Origin of the sequence: Rummeliibacillus sp. TYF005 (genome assembly GCF_003844195.1) — a bacterium.
GTDB lineage: Bacteria > Bacillota > Bacilli > Bacillales_A > Planococcaceae > Rummeliibacillus.
In genome coordinates this window covers 16,010-33,562 of the sequence record NZ_ML122549.1, presented here as the reverse complement: position 1 = coordinate 33,562, position 17,553 = coordinate 16,010, and the positions used below count along the sequence as shown (strand labels likewise).

The 17,553-nt window shown below is 32.2% G+C and carries 14 protein-coding genes; 12 read left to right on the top strand and 2 right to left on the bottom strand.

Going from position 1 to position 17,553, the window contains the following annotated elements; translation table 11 throughout:
* Positions 1-104 precede the first annotated feature (104 nt).
* The 7 genes from CW357_RS06815 to CW357_RS18195 all read left to right on the top strand — a co-directional run bounded on the left by CW357_RS06815 (position 105) and on the right by CW357_RS18195 (position 10,401).
* On the top strand, positions 105-467 hold the full coding sequence (locus tag CW357_RS06815; RefSeq protein ID WP_119416788.1) for a hypothetical protein: 363 nt from the start codon (positions 105-107) through the stop codon (positions 465-467).
* 351 nt (positions 468-818) lie between these two features.
* On the top strand, positions 819-2,339 hold the full coding sequence (locus CW357_RS06810; protein ID WP_124217664.1) for a class I SAM-dependent DNA methyltransferase: 1,521 nt from the start codon (positions 819-821) through the stop codon (positions 2,337-2,339).
* The gene (locus tag CW357_RS06805) at positions 2,329-3,570 is read left to right on the top strand and encodes a restriction endonuclease subunit S (RefSeq protein WP_124217663.1); all 1,242 of its coding nucleotides are present in this window, start codon (positions 2,329-2,331) and stop codon (positions 3,568-3,570) included. Before CW357_RS06810 ends, CW357_RS06805 begins: the two co-directional genes overlap by 11 nt.
* Positions 3,571-6,681: a type I restriction endonuclease subunit R gene (locus CW357_RS06800; protein ID WP_124217662.1), complete on the top strand. Its 3,111-nt coding sequence runs from the start codon at positions 3,571-3,573 to the stop codon at positions 6,679-6,681.
* Between the two features lie 78 nt (positions 6,682-6,759).
* Positions 6,760-8,955 (top strand): AAA family ATPase, encoded by a 2,196-nt coding sequence (locus CW357_RS06795; RefSeq protein WP_164489558.1) that lies wholly within the window; start codon positions 6,760-6,762, stop codon positions 8,953-8,955.
* An 84-nt stretch (positions 8,956-9,039) separates the two neighbouring features.
* On the top strand, positions 9,040-10,143 hold the full coding sequence (locus CW357_RS06790; RefSeq protein WP_124217660.1) for a DUF4145 domain-containing protein: 1,104 nt from the start codon (positions 9,040-9,042) through the stop codon (positions 10,141-10,143).
* 84 nt (positions 10,144-10,227) lie between these two features.
* Positions 10,228-10,401, top strand: a complete 174-nt coding sequence (locus CW357_RS18195) for a hypothetical protein (RefSeq protein ID WP_158582436.1) — start codon at positions 10,228-10,230, stop codon at positions 10,399-10,401.
* Positions 10,402-10,544: 143 nt separating this feature from the next.
* On the opposite strand, the gene CW357_RS18190 is transcribed toward CW357_RS18195, so the two are convergent.
* Complete coding sequence (locus tag CW357_RS18190) at positions 10,545-10,700, bottom strand: hypothetical protein (RefSeq protein WP_164489557.1); 156 nt, start codon at positions 10,698-10,700, stop codon at positions 10,545-10,547.
* Positions 10,701-11,158: 458 nt separating this feature from the next.
* On the opposite strand from CW357_RS18190, the gene CW357_RS06785 reads away from it, so the two are divergent.
* From CW357_RS06785 to CW357_RS18860, 5 genes are all read left to right on the top strand, one after another.
* A complete protein-coding gene (locus CW357_RS06785) occupies positions 11,159-12,958 on the top strand; it encodes a PDDEXK-like family protein (RefSeq protein WP_124217659.1) in 1,800 nt (599 codons plus the stop codon).
* A gap of 124 nt (positions 12,959-13,082) precedes the next feature.
* Entirely contained in the window at positions 13,083-13,172 is a 90-nt protein-coding gene (locus CW357_RS18865) for a putative holin-like toxin (RefSeq protein ID WP_371683860.1), read from the top strand.
* Positions 13,173-13,636: 464 nt separating this feature from the next.
* Positions 13,637-14,485, top strand: a complete 849-nt coding sequence (locus CW357_RS06780; RefSeq protein ID WP_124217658.1) for a hypothetical protein — start codon at positions 13,637-13,639, stop codon at positions 14,483-14,485.
* A 62-nt stretch (positions 14,486-14,547) separates the two neighbouring features.
* Entirely contained in the window at positions 14,548-15,279 is a 732-nt protein-coding gene (locus tag CW357_RS06775) for an AAA family ATPase (protein WP_124217657.1), read from the top strand.
* A gap of 438 nt (positions 15,280-15,717) precedes the next feature.
* Positions 15,718-15,804, top strand: a complete 87-nt coding sequence (locus CW357_RS18860) for a putative holin-like toxin (protein ID WP_371683881.1) — start codon at positions 15,718-15,720, stop codon at positions 15,802-15,804.
* A gap of 234 nt (positions 15,805-16,038) precedes the next feature.
* Here the strand turns inward: CW357_RS18860 and CW357_RS06770 are convergent, their stop codons facing one another.
* Positions 16,039-17,370, bottom strand: a complete 1,332-nt coding sequence (locus tag CW357_RS06770) for a M20/M25/M40 family metallo-hydrolase (protein WP_124217656.1) — start codon at positions 17,368-17,370, stop codon at positions 16,039-16,041.
* Positions 17,371-17,553 lie beyond the last annotated feature (183 nt).

Here is a 17,553-nt window from a genome sequence, read left to right as displayed (position 1 = left end):
ATTTGTAATTAAACATATGAGAATAAAATCACACAAGTATATTTCAGATATACATAGTATGATTTTAATAGTGAAATCACATGAAACAATGGAGGTCATACAGAATGGTTACTTATAACTTTGATGGAACAACATCTACTTTTAAAAACGATATAGGTGAAGCTGTTGTATCATATAAGAAAATGGAAGAAAGTAGAGTAGAAATAGTAGTAAATCTTAAACATTTTAATACTAATACAAAAGCATCATATAAAAAGTCAATTGAATTTAAAAATGGAGCTATACACCACTATCCAATCCGTCAATTTACCGTAAAAGATCAAGAAGTAAAGGAATTCAATACAGTTAAAAAATACTTCACGAATCTATTAGGTGAACAAGGATATAAAGAATTGAAAAACAATTTTTTAAATGAATACACATCTCGCCAGGCATTAGAATTAAGCATTCTTTTGGGACAAAAATAAAGTGCGTTTTTGATAGATAGAGAATTTTAAAAGTATTCTACATTTAAAAATACGAAAACATTATACGACTTAGCAGATATTAAGTGTAACCATCACATAATTTCAGCTAAGTCGTATTTTATTTAAGTCTAATACCAAATCATAAAATTGAAATTTATGGTAAGTAGTAGAATATCACTTCATTTAAAGTTTTAATTTCTTTAAATGAAGTATATTATGTGTAAAAATCATTATCTTTTAAAAAATTTCCATAAAACCAATAAATATTTCATGAATTATTGCCTATTGTCAAAATTTTTATGATAAAAATGTTAAAATAAGAGAGAATCAAAGTTATTTGGAGGTACGTCAATGACAACAGCAAATTTAGGTTTTGAAGAAAAACTATGGCAAATGGCAGATAAATTACGTGGATCGATGGATTCAGGTGAATATAAAAACGTTGTATTAGGTTTACTTTTTTTAAAATATGTATCCGATGCATTTGAAGAAAAGTATGAAGAATTAAAAGCTGATGAATGGGCTGATGAAGAAGATCGCGATGAATATTTAGCTGAAAATATCTTCTTTGTGCCACAAGAAGCACGTTGGTCATTCATTAAAGATAATGCGAAGAAACCTGAAATCGGACAATTAATTGATGCTGCAATGGTAGCAATCGAAAAAGAAAACCCATCACTTGTAGGGGTACTACCAAAATCATTTGCACGACCAGAGTTAGACAAAACACGATTAGGTGAAACAATTGATTTGTTTTCTTTCAAAGTAGGAGATGAAGAAAGTCGTTCGAAAGACGTATTAGGTCGTGTCTATGAATATTTCTTAAGTAAATTTGCGAGCGCTGAAGGAAAAAATGGTGGCGAATTCTATACACCGTCATCTGTCGTTCAACTATTAGTTAAAATGTTGGAACCATATAAAGGCCGCGTATATGATCCTTGCTGTGGGTCAGGTGGTATGTTCGTACAATCATCGAAATTTGTAAAAGAACATCAAGGACGAATCGATAACTTATCTGTATATGGCCAAGAATTCAACCCAACAACTTGGAAACTTTGCAAGATGAACTTAGCAATTCGTGGAATTGACGGAAACTTAGGACCTCATAATGCAGATACTTTCCATAACGACTTACACAAAGGCTTAAAAGCTGATTATATTCTAGCCAATCCACCATTTAATATCAAAGATTGGGGCGGAGATAAATTAACAGATGATGTACGCTGGCAATACGGTATTCCACCACAAGGAAATGCTAACTATGCATGGGTACAACATATGATTTCAAAATTAGCACCAGCGGGTACAGCAGGCTTTGTATTAGCAAACGGATCTATGTCATCTAATACTTCTGGTGAAGGGGAAATTCGTAAAAACTTAATTGAAAATGATTTAGTTGAATGCATCGTAACACTACCGGGTCAACTATTCTACTCAACCCAAATTCCTGTATGTCTTTGGTTTGTTTCAAAGAATAAAGTGAAAACAGGTAAACGTGAAAGAAACAATAAAATCTTATTTATCGATGCACGTAATCTAGGCTTCATGGCAGACCGAACACATAAAGAATTTAGTGAAGAAGATATTCAAAAAGTAACGGATACATTCCATGCTTGGAGAGGTACGAATGACAAAGAGTATGTAGATGAACTAGGATTTTGCAAAGAATCAGCGCTTGAAGAAGTAAAAGAAAATGATTATATTCTAACACCTGGTCGCTATGTAGGATTAGCAGAACAAGAAGATAATGATGAGCCATTTGAAGAAAAAATGGACCGATTGACAAGTGAACTATCTGAGCAATTTGCAAAATCTAAAGAGCTTGAAGAAAAAATCCGCCGTACTTTAGGGGGAATAGGGTATGGAATTTAAAGAAACACAATTAGAATCAATTTTAGAAATAAATCCTACTACATCATTAAAAAAAGGGACTATTACTAAGAAAATTGCTATGGAACATTTAGATGGATTCGTAAAAAAGATACAAGACTATGAAATAACTGAATTTAAAAGTGGTTCTAAGTTTAAGAATGGTGATACTTTAGTTGCACGTATAACACCTTGTTTAGAAAATGGAAAAATAGCTTATGTTGATATATTAGATGAAGATGAAATAGCATTTGGCTCAACAGAGTTTTTTGTTATAAGAGCTAAGCAAGGTAAAGCAGATTCACAATTTATTTATTATCTAATGCGCTCTCCAGAAGTTAGAGATATAACTATTCAGTCAATGACGGGTACCTCAGGAAGACAAAGAGCTCAAAAGGAATCAATTTTAGGATACAAACTAAAAGTTCCTGATTTAGATACGCAAAGAAGAATAGGAAATGTTCTTTCACTATTTGATAAAAAAATTGAAGTAAATAAAGAAATGATAAAAACATTGGAGCAACTCTCCCAAACCCTTTTCAAACATTGGTTCATTGATTTTGAATTTCCAAATGAACAAGGGCAACCGTATAAATCAAGTGGTGGAGAAATGGTGGAAAGTGAGTTAGGGGAGATTCCTAAGGGATGGAGAATTAATAGTTTAGATAAAATTGCAAACTATCAAAACGGATTAGCAATGCAAAAGTATAGACCAATGGAAAGTGAAAAAAAATCATTACCAGTTCTAAAAATTAAAGAATTGAATCAAGGATTCACAGATGTTAATAGTGATAGATGTTCAATCAATATTAAAGATTCTGTTAAAGTTCTTAACGGGGATGTTATATTTTCTTGGTCTGGAACACTATTAGTGAAATTATGGACTGGTGGAGAAGCTGGACTAAATCAACATTTATTTAAAGTTACATCTTGCGATTTTCAAAAATGGTTTTATTATTTATGGACTAAGCATTATTTAACAGTTTTTCAAGCTAGAGCAGCTGAAAAAGCTACAACTATGGGGCATATTAAGCGTGCACATCTAGAAGAAGCAAAAGCTGTGATACCAAAACTGATTCAGTTAGAAGTAGCAAATAAAACTTTCGAACCAATTATTGAGCAAATTATAGCATTAGGAATTGAAAATAAAAAATTGCAAGAGTTACGAGACACCCTTCTTCCAAAACTATTATCAGGAGAAATCGAAATCCCAGACGAATTGGAGGTGAAATAATTGTTTAAGTATAACGAATCTGAATTAGAAATCGCAGCACTTGAATGGTTGGAAGAATTGGATTATGAAATTATCGAAGGGCCAGACATTGCACCAGATGGAGATTATGCTGAGCGAATGAGCTTTCGTGATGTGGTACTTATTGAAAGGTTACGTGATTCTTTGCGAAAGATTAATCCAACGTTCAACGATAAAGTAATTGAAGAGGCCGTTCAAAAAATTATTGCAAATGCTTCACCAAATTTGGTTTTGAACAATAAGCAATTTCAAAAATTCGTTACAGATGGTATTGAAATTCAAACACAAGGGACAGATGGCTATAATCCAACCGTATCTGTACATGTCTTTGACTTTGAAAATCCAAAGAACAATGACTATATGGCGGTGAACCAGTTTACAATCATTGAGGGGCAAAATAATAAGCGCCCGGACATACTTGTATTTGTTAATGGTCTACCGCTTGTCGTGATTGAACTGAAAAACGCAACCAATGAAGATGTCGATATTACCGATGCCTATAATCAGCTGCAAACCTACAAACAAGCTATTCCTACATTATTCCGTTATAACGCATTTTTAATTGCTAGCGATGGTATTAATGCTCGAGTGGGTTCCCTGACTGCAAATGAAGAACGATTTATGAAATGGCGTACAGTAGATGGGGAAAGTCTAGCAAGTGGCGCTGAACCACAGCTTGAAGTGATGTTAAAAGGAATGCTTGAACCAAGTCGTTTGATGGATATTGTTCAAAACTTTATTCTCTTCCAAACGGATGGGGCTGATACATTTAAAATTTTGGCTGCCTATCATCAATACCATGCAGTTAATAAAGCAGTAGAAAAAGCAAAAATAGCTACATCTAAAACTGGTGACCATAAAATCGGTGTGGTTTGGCATACACAAGGTTCAGGGAAAAGTTTATCGATGGTTTTTTATGCGGGAAAATTGATAAAAACGTTGAACAACCCAACACTTGTTGTATTAACAGACCGTAATGATTTAGATGACCAACTCTATAAAACCTTTTCGATGTCCAAAGATATTTTACGTCAAACACCAAGTCAAGCTGATTCAAGAGATGATTTACGTGAGTTGTTAAGTGTGGAGTCAGGAGGAATTGTCTTTACGACTTTGCAAAAATTCGCACCTGATGAAGACACAGGCGAAATGCCATGCTTAACTAATCGAACTAATGTTATTGTCATGGCAGATGAAGCGCACCGTTCACAATATGGATTTGGGGCTTCAATTTCGAGTAAGAAGACTCATCAAGGTGAAGTGAAATATGGTTTTGCTAAGTATGTACGTGATGCATTGCCAAATGCTTCATTCATCGGCTTTACTGGTACACCTGTAGAGGCGACAGATCGTAATACACCAGCTGTCTTTGGAGAATACATAGATATATATGATATGTCTCAGGCAGTAGAAGATGGGGCAACGGTAAAAATCTTCTATGAATCACGCGTTATCCCACTTGAATTACCAGAAGATTTATCGATTGATGCAGATTATGAAGAAATTACAGAAGACCAAGAATCCTCTGTAAAAGAAAAGCTAAAGTCAAAATGGTCACGACTAGAAGCCATTGCGGGAGCAGAATCACGTGTAGTGAAAATGGCAAAAGATATTGTTCATCACTATGAAGAACGCCAAAAAGCAATGTTTGGTAAATCGATGATCGTTGTTATGTCACGTCGAATTGCGATTGACTTATATAAAGAAATCATTAAATTACGTCCAGATTGGCATTCAGATGATGATGATAAAGGGGCTATTAAAATTGTTATGACTGGCTCATCAAGTGACCCAGTAGAATGGCAACCATTTATCGGTACAAAAAAACGTCGTGAATTTTTAGCTCGCCGTATGAAAGATAATGATGACCCATTGAAGATTGTTATTGTAAGAGACATGTGGCTAACAGGTTTTGACGTACCTTCTATGAACACGATGTATATCGACAAACCAATGAAAGGTCACAACTTAATGCAAGCAATTGCACGCGTGAACCGTGTTTTCAAAGATAAGCCAGGTGGTCTTGTTGTGGACTACATTGGTATTGCGGATAACTTGAAACAAGCATTAAAACAATATACCGATAGTGACCGCAAAACAGCTGGTATCGACACATCCGCAGCAGTTAATATAATGATAGAAAAACACGAAATCATCGTGGAACAACTATATCAACATGATTATTCAGGCTATCTATCCGAAAAATCATCCGACCGCATTAAAGCGATTGTTAATACGATGGATTATATTATTGGCTTAGGTGAAGATGAAAAGAAAAGATTCTTAAACACTGTCACCGAGCTTTCAAAGGCCTATGCTTTATGCGCTACAACACCAGAGGCAGAGGAATTAAATGATGAAATTGGCTTTTTCAAAGCAGTAAAAGCAAGCATCGTCAAAACATTAGGGGATGGCAGCAAGAAAAAAACAGCCACACAAATGGATGCACAGATTAACCAATTAATCTCAAAATCCGTTATTTCTGAAGAAGTGGTAGATGTCTATAAAGAATTAGGTTTAGAAAACCCAGACATTTCAATTTTGTCAGATCAATTCTTAGAAGATGTACGAGCGTTACCACAAAAGAATTTAGCAGTAGAACTATTAAATCGTTTAATAAACGGTAAAGTAAAAAACGTACAACGAAACAACCTAATCCAAGCAAGAAAATTCTCTGAAATGCTTTCAAATGCACTCAACAAATACAACAAACGTACCCTTGAAACCTCAAAAGTTATCGAAGAACTAATTGCTTTAGCTAAGGAAATGGATGCTGCCTATAAACGTGGCGAACAAACAGGTATGGTAAAAGAAGAAATTGCCTTCTACGACGCATTAGCTTCTCATGAAACAGCCGAACAAGTACTAGGAGATGACACACTAAAAATCATTGCACATGAACTCACTCAATCCATCAAAGAAAACATGAGCATTGATTGGAACCTGCGAGAATCTGCACGTGCCAAAATGCGTGTCCATGTAAAACGCCTGCTTAAAAAGTATGGCTATCCACCAGATCTCCAAAAAGATGCAATAGAAATTGTAATTGAACAAGCAGAGCTAATGTCAGCACAGTTAGCGTTTGATTTTTAAAGTTATAAGTTTTAGCACATTCTGAGAATTATAAAATTCTCGAATGTGTTCTTATTTTTGAGAATGGAGGAAAGCAAAATGTCTACATGTCTAACTATAAACAAATTAAAAAAAGATAATATTTTCTGTTCTGATTTCTTATCGCTTGAAAATAATAATGAAATAGAATTTAATAACAATCAAAAAATCGCAGTGCTATATGGTCCAAATGGAACTGGCAAAACATCGTTAGCAAAAGTTTTCTCTAGAGAACAAGGTACCGAATACGAGCTTAAATATAATAATATGGATGTAACAAATGAAACAGAGAAAGATATATTTCATGTTATATCTGATCAAAATAGTAGAAACATCATTGAAGGAGAAGAAACTGATTTTTTAATAGGAGATAATATTAGAAAAGAATATGAATTAAAGACAAAATTAGATGATAGCTTTATGAGAACCTTTGATGGATTAAATAAAATTTATAAAAATGAATATGGAATAAAAAAAGTCTCTAGTAAAGTATTTAGTTATATTAAAGATAGTAAATTATCTGCATTTCTAAAAGATATAGTTAATCAAAAAAATAAAGGGAAGAGACTTGATTATGAAGAAGTTATAAATTACATAAAACACAGCACTATAGTTAATATACAGGATTATGAGGAAGAAAAATTAAATTTTCTTAAAGCTAATTTAGAAGGATCTTTAATCAACATAATATTGAACTTAGATAAAGAATTATTGAACTTGAATTCTCAAAATATTTTAGAACTAGAAGAAAATGAAGCGGCTATTGAGATACTAAATAAATTTGATTACATAAATGATTGCATTGTATGTGAAACGAAAGATATAAATACTAAAAAGTTAAAATCAAAAAAGAATCAACATAATATTGAAATAGTAAATAACTTAAATGATAACGAAAAGGCAATAATTGAAAATGTTTTAAACAAAATAAAGGGGAATGATCCTTTATCGATAAGAAAGGCGCTTTATATGATTTTGAATGAAGGAGATGTTACTGAATTAAAATCTTTAGTTCATGAAATAAATAGGTACATAGAAATCTATAGAATAGAAGTGAAAAATAAATTTATAAAAGTTTGTGAAGACGCAAAGCTAGAGGATATTTTTCAAGAGTATTCAAAAGTAAAGAGTGAACAATTGGAGTTAGTTGAAGAAGATTTACTTTTTATTCAAAATATAATTAGTGAAAGTATTGATAAGGAATTAAAAATAGAAAGAACAAAGGAAAATAAAATTTCAATTTTACTTGAAAATGAACAGTTACTAAATAAAGATAGAAATGAATTACATTTAAGTAATGGAGAACAAAATTTTATTTCTCTTACCTTTGAATTATTAAAAGCTAAAAATACTCAAAAAGAAGTAATTATTATTGATGATCCAATTTCAAGCTTTGACTCTATATTTAAAAACAAAATTGCATATGCAATTATTAGATTTTTGGAAAATAAGAATCAAATTATTCTAAGTCATAATGTAGATTTAATAAGATTATTGGAACATCAAAAAAATAATTGTTTTAATTTATACCTTTTAAATAATACAGATGGAGAGTTAAATGGAATAATACCAGTTAGCAATTGCGAGAAAAAAATATTATTATCCATACCTGAATTCTTAGAGATTTTAAAGTCAGACATATTTAATGAAATTTATGATGAAAAGGCCTTTTTAATATCTTTAGCTCCTTTTTTAAGGGGCTATGCACAAATTACATTAGATATAAAATCTAAAAATGAATTAACAAAAATTATGCATGGATACAATTCGGAAAAAGTTAATATTACACATATATACAGTAACTTAATAAAACCGACGAGATGCTTCAAAAATAACATCGAAATTAGTTCTCAAGATATTATAAATTATAATGTTAAAAATGCTAAAGTGTTAAAGGAAGACACAAATTATAAGTTGTTAAAAAGGTCTCTTTTTCATACTTTAAATTACTTGTTTTTAAGACTAAGTGTAGAAAAGAACTTGGTAGATTTATACAAAATAAATACAAAAAAATATGATATGTTAAGTAAAATTATATTTAAGGCATTTTCTGATAATAGCATAAAAGAAAACATTAAACACAGAGCGTTTTTTGCCTCTAAAAAGACACTTTTAAATGAATTTAATCATTTTGATGGGAATATGAGCGTTTTCTTTCCTGCATTAGATATAACCGATAAGGCCCTTGAAAAAGAAAGGGAAGCAATACTAAATTATTTAGAAAAATTAAATCCACAAACTGTACTTGTTTATTAGATAAAATTATTATTTAAGTAACAAAAACGGTGAATTTCCAACTATAAGAATCAAGATAAAATATTATAAAATAGGAGCAATACAATGACAAGTCAAATGTACGATGTTTTAAAAGACATAAACCCACAACTAGCAGAGTTAACAGATGAAATTGAAAAGTTAATTTTCGTAACGCCTCGTGCTGCGACTCAATCTATGCGAACTCTTGTTGAAACATTAGTAAAGCATGTCGCTAAGATTGAGAAAATGCACCATCTTCAATGGTCAAACTTTGCAGAGCAGCAACTAGCATTGAAGCAAGAAGGTATACTAACAGATACTGCAGATAAAGCCATTACATTAGTACGTAAGCAAGGGAATATCGCGACACATGATGGATCACGCAAAATATTAATCCGAGAAGCTTTAACTGTTTGGGAATATACCCATTTAGTAATCAGTTGGTACATTGAAACGTATGCGAGCCCAGATACAGAAGTACCGCCATACATAGAACCAAAACCATACAGAGATCAGGAAAATGATGAGTCTTTAATTGAAAGAATTAAAGAATTAATCGAAGGAATGATGAATGGGGAGGGAAATCAACAGCAACAACAATTAGTACCAACCCAAACAACGAAGAAAATTGCTCGATCCATAAGTTATCAAGATCAAACAATTGAAATACCGCTTTTTTTACGTGATGCTTTTTTATTACCTCAACGTTTTCCAAAATCAACAACGTTCTTAATTCGTTTAAATGGAGAGCAACAAGCACGAATTATGAGTGAGTTACCATCTCAGTTAGAAGGGTTACATGAATATGTAAAACGTTTTAAAGAAACTAATGATGCAACATTTTTCGAAGAGTTAAAAACCTATATCGAAGAAGAAATTGAACGCAAAAAGATCCAAGAAATGTATGCTGGCGAAACATTACTATTCTACAAAGCTGATTATATTATCTTGACTGATGTTCTGGGAGAAGTACCACTAACAAAAGAAAACTTCCCAGGTCTTACAAGCCTTATGAATAGCTTGCAAGAACAAGAATTTACAAAAGTGGTAGATCTACCAAAAGAACTCGTATTACTTGGCAAATACAGAAATGTAGGTGAAACGGCCCTTGCCAATTTGTTTAGCCAATTAAAAGCTAAAAGTGTGATGTATAGTAATATGGTAAGTGGAGATATGCAGTTGAGTTAAGCTGAAGTAACAAGCCTGGGGTTAGATAAAATACAGATACCTAAACGGATTTAGGTAGCTTAATGCCATTATAGGAGGACGTTTATGAATAAGTTCGTATCAATAGCTATTGCAGCTTTAATTTTTTCTATAGTGTTAGGAATTTCAGTTATAATTGATTTTGCTATTGATAGAACTGTTAATAATTTATTAATAGGTTATTCTATTGTATTATTCCTTGTAGGTATAACCTATCTCCTTATGAGAAAGAGAAAATGAAGAATTTAAGAATAGCTTAAATTATAATAAGATACAAAGTTTGATAGAACTGGTAGTCAATATAACAAGGGACCAAAAGGCACTAAATCTAAATCATTGATTTTAGTGCCTTAGTCAATAATTGATGTTAGAAATAATGAGAATTATAAATTAATATTCCTAAGCTCAAATTTAGCAAAGAGTAATGCTTCCTCGTTAATAACTTTTTTATCCATCAATTCTTCACCTGAATTTAAAATATCCTTTTTTTGAACTTCAAGAGATTCGTGAAATGATGTTAATTCTGTTTCTCTATTCATAAAAACTTTCCGGTATACTTCATCTGTTGGCTTATCTATGTAATCTTTGATTCTTTTAATCATTTTCTTTGAAGGTTTATTATTTTCATTAATACTATTTAGATAGAATGTATAGCTTATTCCTAATGCTTTACATAATTCTTTTTTTGTTAATTTTTCAATTGCACGTTTTATTTCAGCTTTTTAATAAGTATTCTTTCATCTGTCATAGTTAATTCTCTCCCTGTATTACTATTGGTTTTTCCATATTACTATTTTGGTATATAGCTATTATAGTAATTTGTCAATAATCGAATGTATGAGGTAATAACTATTATCGCGTAATCGTACTACAATAGAGATATTTTTAATTATTATCATTGCAACTTAAAGTAAGAAAAATAAGAAAGTTAAATAATTACAATATAATGTTATTAATAAGGTTTTATAAATTCTAATCTAAATCAGGAGTGACAGTAATGAACATTCGAGATCTTTTCAACCTAGAAAACGACACAGCCTTTCAAAAATTGAATCAGGCTGTGAATTCGTTTAATACGTTAAAAATATTGAAACTAGAAAGTCATGAAATTCGGCATTCGAATATATTATCATGGCTATTAAATCCGAAAGAAAATCATAGTTTACGTGATTATTTTTTACGTAAAATGTTGGAACACTTAATTTTGATAGATGAAAATAGTAAAAATCCACAATATGACACTATCGGGGGAATTCTGAACCAATCTTTAATAGATAGCCATGTATATCGTGAGGTAAAAACAGATAAAAATCGATATATCGATTTACTTATTGTCAACCAACAGTTGAAAACGGTCTTTCTAATTGAAAATAAGTTTTATTCGACTGAATCGGAAAATCAGTTGGATGACTACTTAGAATATATTGAACATCAATTTGAGAATTTTATGATTATTCCAATATACTTAACGCTTGATGGGGAAGAGCCTTCAAACAAGCAATATTTCATCATGACTTATGAACGAATCGAATCCATTTTACATACCATTCTGATGTTATATAAGGATCAAATAAGTGATGATGTTTATAAATTTATCAAAGATTATGATCAAATATTAAAAGAAAAATTTTATCCAAATCAAGATCAAATCATACAAGCAATCGAAATTTATCGAAATCATAAGCCAATAATTGATGCGCTTTTTGAAGAAACATCCACACAGTATAAGCAATTACATTTTCAATCAGGGTATCAATTTGAATTCATGACAAAGTATAAAAATACCATCAATTATATTTTCAAACATGGACAAAATATTTTATCCTATAGCTTTGAACAATTCGTTCAACAACAGTTTAAAGAAGATGTTCTCTATAATGCTCATCCAACTGTCCCAAACTTGTTACCTCCTGAATGGCAAGCTATTAGTAAAATTCAATTGCGTGAACCAAACTATTGGTTAGGAAAGGGATTGATTGTTTGGTTTGAACAAACGAATGATCATCGTTTACGTCTGATCGCTGAAGTGGGGCCAATCCAATATGCTGGACGTCTTTCACTACTCGAAGGATTAGAAACAGTCGGTTTATCTTTTAGAGAAAATTCTAAATTAGAAAAAGCACGTTATACACGAATTTACACGCAAAAAGTAGATGTCAATAAGTGGGATGATATGGAGGAACTCACTCAAGCAATGATGGATTTGTACAATAGCGCAGAATTTTCTTTGTTACGAAAACAAGTAGCGTCCATTTTAAATCATAAAAAAACTATTAACGAAGAAGCGAAGAAACAAGAAAAAATCTCAATTTCTAATGACGCGAAAAATAAAATTCAACATGCATTTAAAAAATGGATGAAAATGAAGGACATCCCTGAAACACATTATCGTGTTTCTTCTCGAAATCTATCTTTTAAAATCCCGTTGTTTGATGCATTTAAAGAGAAGTTGGGTGAAACAAGAGAAAAATGGTGGTGGGATAATGGACCATTCTTATTTTGGATGAATATTAACCCAGAAAAAATATACTTTACGTTAGAAGTTGGACCGATTGAAGCCGAAAAACGAGTTTTTCTGATGGAGAATTTGAAAGAAAAGGATATTAACTTTAGTAAAAAGGGATTGTCCCTAGAGGCTAAATATAATCGTATTCATTCTGAAACTATATCAATTGAAGGCTTGGAAGAAGTGGAGTTAATGAATGTGTTCAATGCAATGTACAACAATAAAGATTTGCAAGTCATTTTAGAAAAACTTCAAGTGATTTATGATGAGAAGGTTAGTGAAATGGATTAATTTTCGATTCTAAGATGTGTAGTACCATATAAAAATCTTACGAGATTAAAATTAATATTATCATAGAATCTATTTAAGATAGTTGATACTCAAGGGTGGTTGGCACTCTCCCAAAAAGGGTGTGATGCCAATGTCAGTATTCGAGGCATTAATGTTTGCAATCGCGTTTGCAACGTTAGTCATTGCAATTCTGTCATTTAATCATAAAAAATAACCCATCCTTGAGTTAGCCGCTCGAATGGGTTATTTTAACCTAATAACAGCCAATCCCCTTAAGGGAACTAACTATCTAATTGACCGTTTGATGGGATAACATCAGCGGTCATTTTTAATTTTATGCTTTTGATAATTTTAGTATACGTGGAGATTGTAATTATTTCAATTAAATTGGTATTATATTGTATAATATAGTAATATATGTTTCTTTAATTGTATGTATAGTTAGTATAAGTAGAACTTTTTGAAATAGTTGAATAAGAAGTGCATGAATGCTTAAAGGAATGTAGACTAACTCGAGATGACTTTGTTCAGATGTTTTTTGCGACGAGTAATTGCAATAGAAGAATTCGAGTTAACTTATAGGTAATTTAGATTGTGTTAATAGATGGTTTATACACCATGATGTACATCAATTAAACCTTTTTAAGAGAAGTATCTATTAATCTAAGAGGTGATATGATGAGAATTCCAGAAGCAAGGCTGAATGTTGGAGCAAATCCTACTTTAATATCTTTATCAGATGTATCACGCGAAAAATATTATAAAGAGCTCAGGGGGAATCTGTATTGTCCAACCCCAAATTGCAATGCTAAGTTAATCTATAGTAGTGGTGAAAAATCTCATTTTAGAACATGGCAATATAATTTACATTCCCAAAGTTGTCAATATAGATTTGATCATTACACCGTCGAAAAGGAACAAGTTGCAGCTGTTGATGTAATTGTTGGAATTGAATTTGAGCGTAGACAGAAAGCATTAAGTGAAGCATATTCCATCTTAACAATGTCGGAAGAAGAGAAAAAGTCACTTGAAGAATTGAAAACTCAAAATATATCAAATCACAATCCTAAAAAAAGTGGAAGAAAAGAATCGCAAGGTATACAGTTAACATTATTTGATGAGCAAACGGCTAGACAACTATTAAAAAGAAGAGGTCCTAACCTAAAAAAAAGAAAAGTTTCTCAGCTAGATTCATCTCATATAGGAAAGAACTGCTTATTGATGGGCTACATCAAAAAGGTAAAACTTCAAGGAGAGATTGCACTCATCATAGTTTTAGAAGATCAGAAGGAAATAAGGGTTATGTTTGAAGAGGCATTTATTAAAGAACCTAGAAACGGAATATATTTAAATAAATTTGGTGCAATTGAGCGTTTATTAAAACGGCAACAAATCATACCTTTTACTGGGATTGGAGAGGTAAGACAGAACCACATCACTCAAGAATTGGAATTTGTTATTTTCTTCGGAACAGATTTTAGAATAGACAACAACGATTTATATGCACTTGCAATTCGAATGATGTAATGGGTGTTATGCTTTCATTCTGAAGAAGACATAAAACGTCTAAAATCGAAAAGGAGAAGCCAATGTATTTACAAAAAGTTTCTTACAAACGACAACAGGTACCAGATTCTTCAATCTATCCTTTTAATATCGCATGGATGGAGAATTTTCAATGTCTTGAGTTTCCGTCTAATGTAACATTTTTTGTTGGTGAAAATGGAACTGGAAAGTTAACCCTTTTAGAAGCTATAGCTGATCAATGTGATTTCAATACAGCAGGTGGAGGAAGAAACAGTTATTTTGAAGTTGATCAAGCAGAATCTGCTTTGGGGGAGTATATTCGATTATCTTGGAGCCCAAAAGTAACAAAAGGTTTTTTTCTAAGAGCTGAAACATTCTATCATTATGCAAGTTATATTGATGCATTAGAAGATATTCCAAGTAGAAAGTACGCTGCATATGGTGGAAAATCATTACATCATCAATCCCATGGTGAATCATTTCTTTCCCTATTTAATAATTCGTTTGGAGGAAAAGCAATCTATTTGTTAGATGAGCCAGAAGCCTCCCTTTCACCAGTAAGACAATTAAGTCTTATGAAAATTATAAAAGATTTGGAGGACACTGCTCAATTTATTATCGCAACGCATTCACCTATCTTACTTGGATATCCAAATGCGACAATCTATAATTTTGACAATGATGATCTTGAAACGATTCGATACGAAGAAACCATTCACTATATTCTAACAAAACGTTTTCTTCAAGCTCCTGAATTAATTCTAAAGGAGTTGTTCCAAGAGGATGAGGAATAAGAATTTGTAAATTTTTTTAGATTAAATGCCAGTCTCCTAATCAATTAATATCATTTTAAGGTTACATGATTTAAATCTGTAAAATATAAAACAAAATGTTGATATAAAAAGACTTAATTTATGTAGGGCTAGACTTGTTAGCAAACAATGATTTCAGAAAAACTTCAAGTGATTTATGATGAGAAGGTTATAAGATGGAGTATTTTTCATAAGCACTAATCCTAATATCATGTAGTACTTAATTTGGAAAGTATATAGAGTTTATTCAACATATCAAAATCTTGCTAAGCTTAAATTAGCAAAAGAAGATAGTATGTTGTGAAAATCTAAATTGTACTTAAATACTATTATCAGGAACATATGTTTGATATAATGGTATTTAAGATAGTTGGTACTCAAGGGTGGTTGGCTCACTCCCGTTAGAAAGGGGGTGGTGCCATGACAGTATATGAAGCATTAATGCTTGCAATAGCTTTTGCTGCATTGATGGTGTCGATACTTTCATTTAAAAACCATAAAAAATAACCCATCCTTGAGTTGCAGCTCAGATGGGTTACTACCCTGAAAATAGCCAATCCCTTTGAGGGAACCAACTATCTAATTGACTGTTCGATGCAATAACATCGGCGGTCTTTTTAGTTTATGTTGTTCATAGTTTTAGTATACGTGAAGATTGTTATGATTTCAAGAAATCTAAAATAATCCTTTACCTTTACACTTGTAGTATACATAGGGAAGATCAATCTAATATATATTAATTCACTTTTTCACTATTCGATTTCTTGTTGCAGTTGTATGTGGTCTTACAAGAAATCTACTTTCTTGCAATAGAAGAATGAGAAGCTCATAAGAACGGTAGTTGGCTTCGATATCGAGGGATTCCATTTCAGTATGTTCATTGAAATAGCCAGCTGAGATATTCATGCTGTTGATCCCTTGAGAAGCCCATATTCGAGTATCACTGCTACCTCCTTGAACGATGCGCCAATTACCAGGATGGCGATCATTTGCATATCGGTGGATTCTGCGAGCAAATTGCTCTGTACAAAATTGCATATCATAACATGACGTTACGAGATCACCAATTCCTCGGCGATCTACGACAAAAGCCATATCTATGTCCCATAAGAAAAAGTCATTCACGGCTCTCGCACCTCTTAGACCGATTTCTTCTTCTACTGTAAAGATAATCTTAAGAGTCCCTTTAAATCCGCTTTTCTTCGCCGTTTTCACGGTAGCTAACACAGCACAGATACCTGCACGATCATCCGCACCGAGAATGCCATCGCTTGAAGTCAAAATCGAATAATTTTTTACAATTGTACGATTTGGTGAAAATACATCCACTGTATCTAAATGTGCATTTAAAAGAATCGTCGGTCCATGCCCATAGGATACTTGTGCAATGATGTTGCCGTATTTATCTGTTGTTAAATGGTCAACATGATTTGAAAGTTCATCTAAGACAAAACTTCGTATTTGTTCTTCATCTCTGCTCACACCTGAAATATTTAGTAGCTTCTCAAGTAAGGTGTAATATTCATCCTTAGGCATTAATATACTAGTCTTTTCTAAAATCTCCGTTGCTTGCTCTTTTGTCATTTTATTTAATGATAAAGCCATATTAGGCAGATCATAACGAGAAATACGGAATTTTAGTGAACGACCTGTTCTGTTTGTTTCAATACCAATACTTTGTAAAAATGAAGCAGCTTGCATTGCAATATGTGAAGTTTCAAAGCCGATTACTGGACGATTACGGTCATGCCCATCACAAGAATAGTTTGTTTTAAAACCTAGACGATTCAGTTCAATTACAACTCCACGTACGTAGCAATCGATGGCTTCTAGCGGAACTACATTGCCGTTCAGCAGCATTTCAGTACGACTGTCTGTATGTTTTTCAAGAATCTCAACAAAGTCTTGTTCATTCATTTCTTCAGCAATGTCTAGTGCTGATAATTCTTTTTTGACATTTAGAAGTAGGGTAAGGTCACGCTCAACTGTTGAATATTCTCTTGAAAGGGGTGCATCCTTCATGTTATAAAAACCATACTTAATAAATAGTTCATTTAAAGACACTTTTTTCATCTTTACATCTCTCCCTCAAATTTAATCCGCTGTCGATGCGGTATAATTATACTTTAAATCATGCTTTGGACAATATTGTCCGAGCTAGATATATCAAGGGTTTGTGTAAAATGAAAAGGACTTCTGGATTTAGAAGTCCTCCGTTTCTTTATAAAAAAATTTATAGGTTTGCGGTACAAAAGA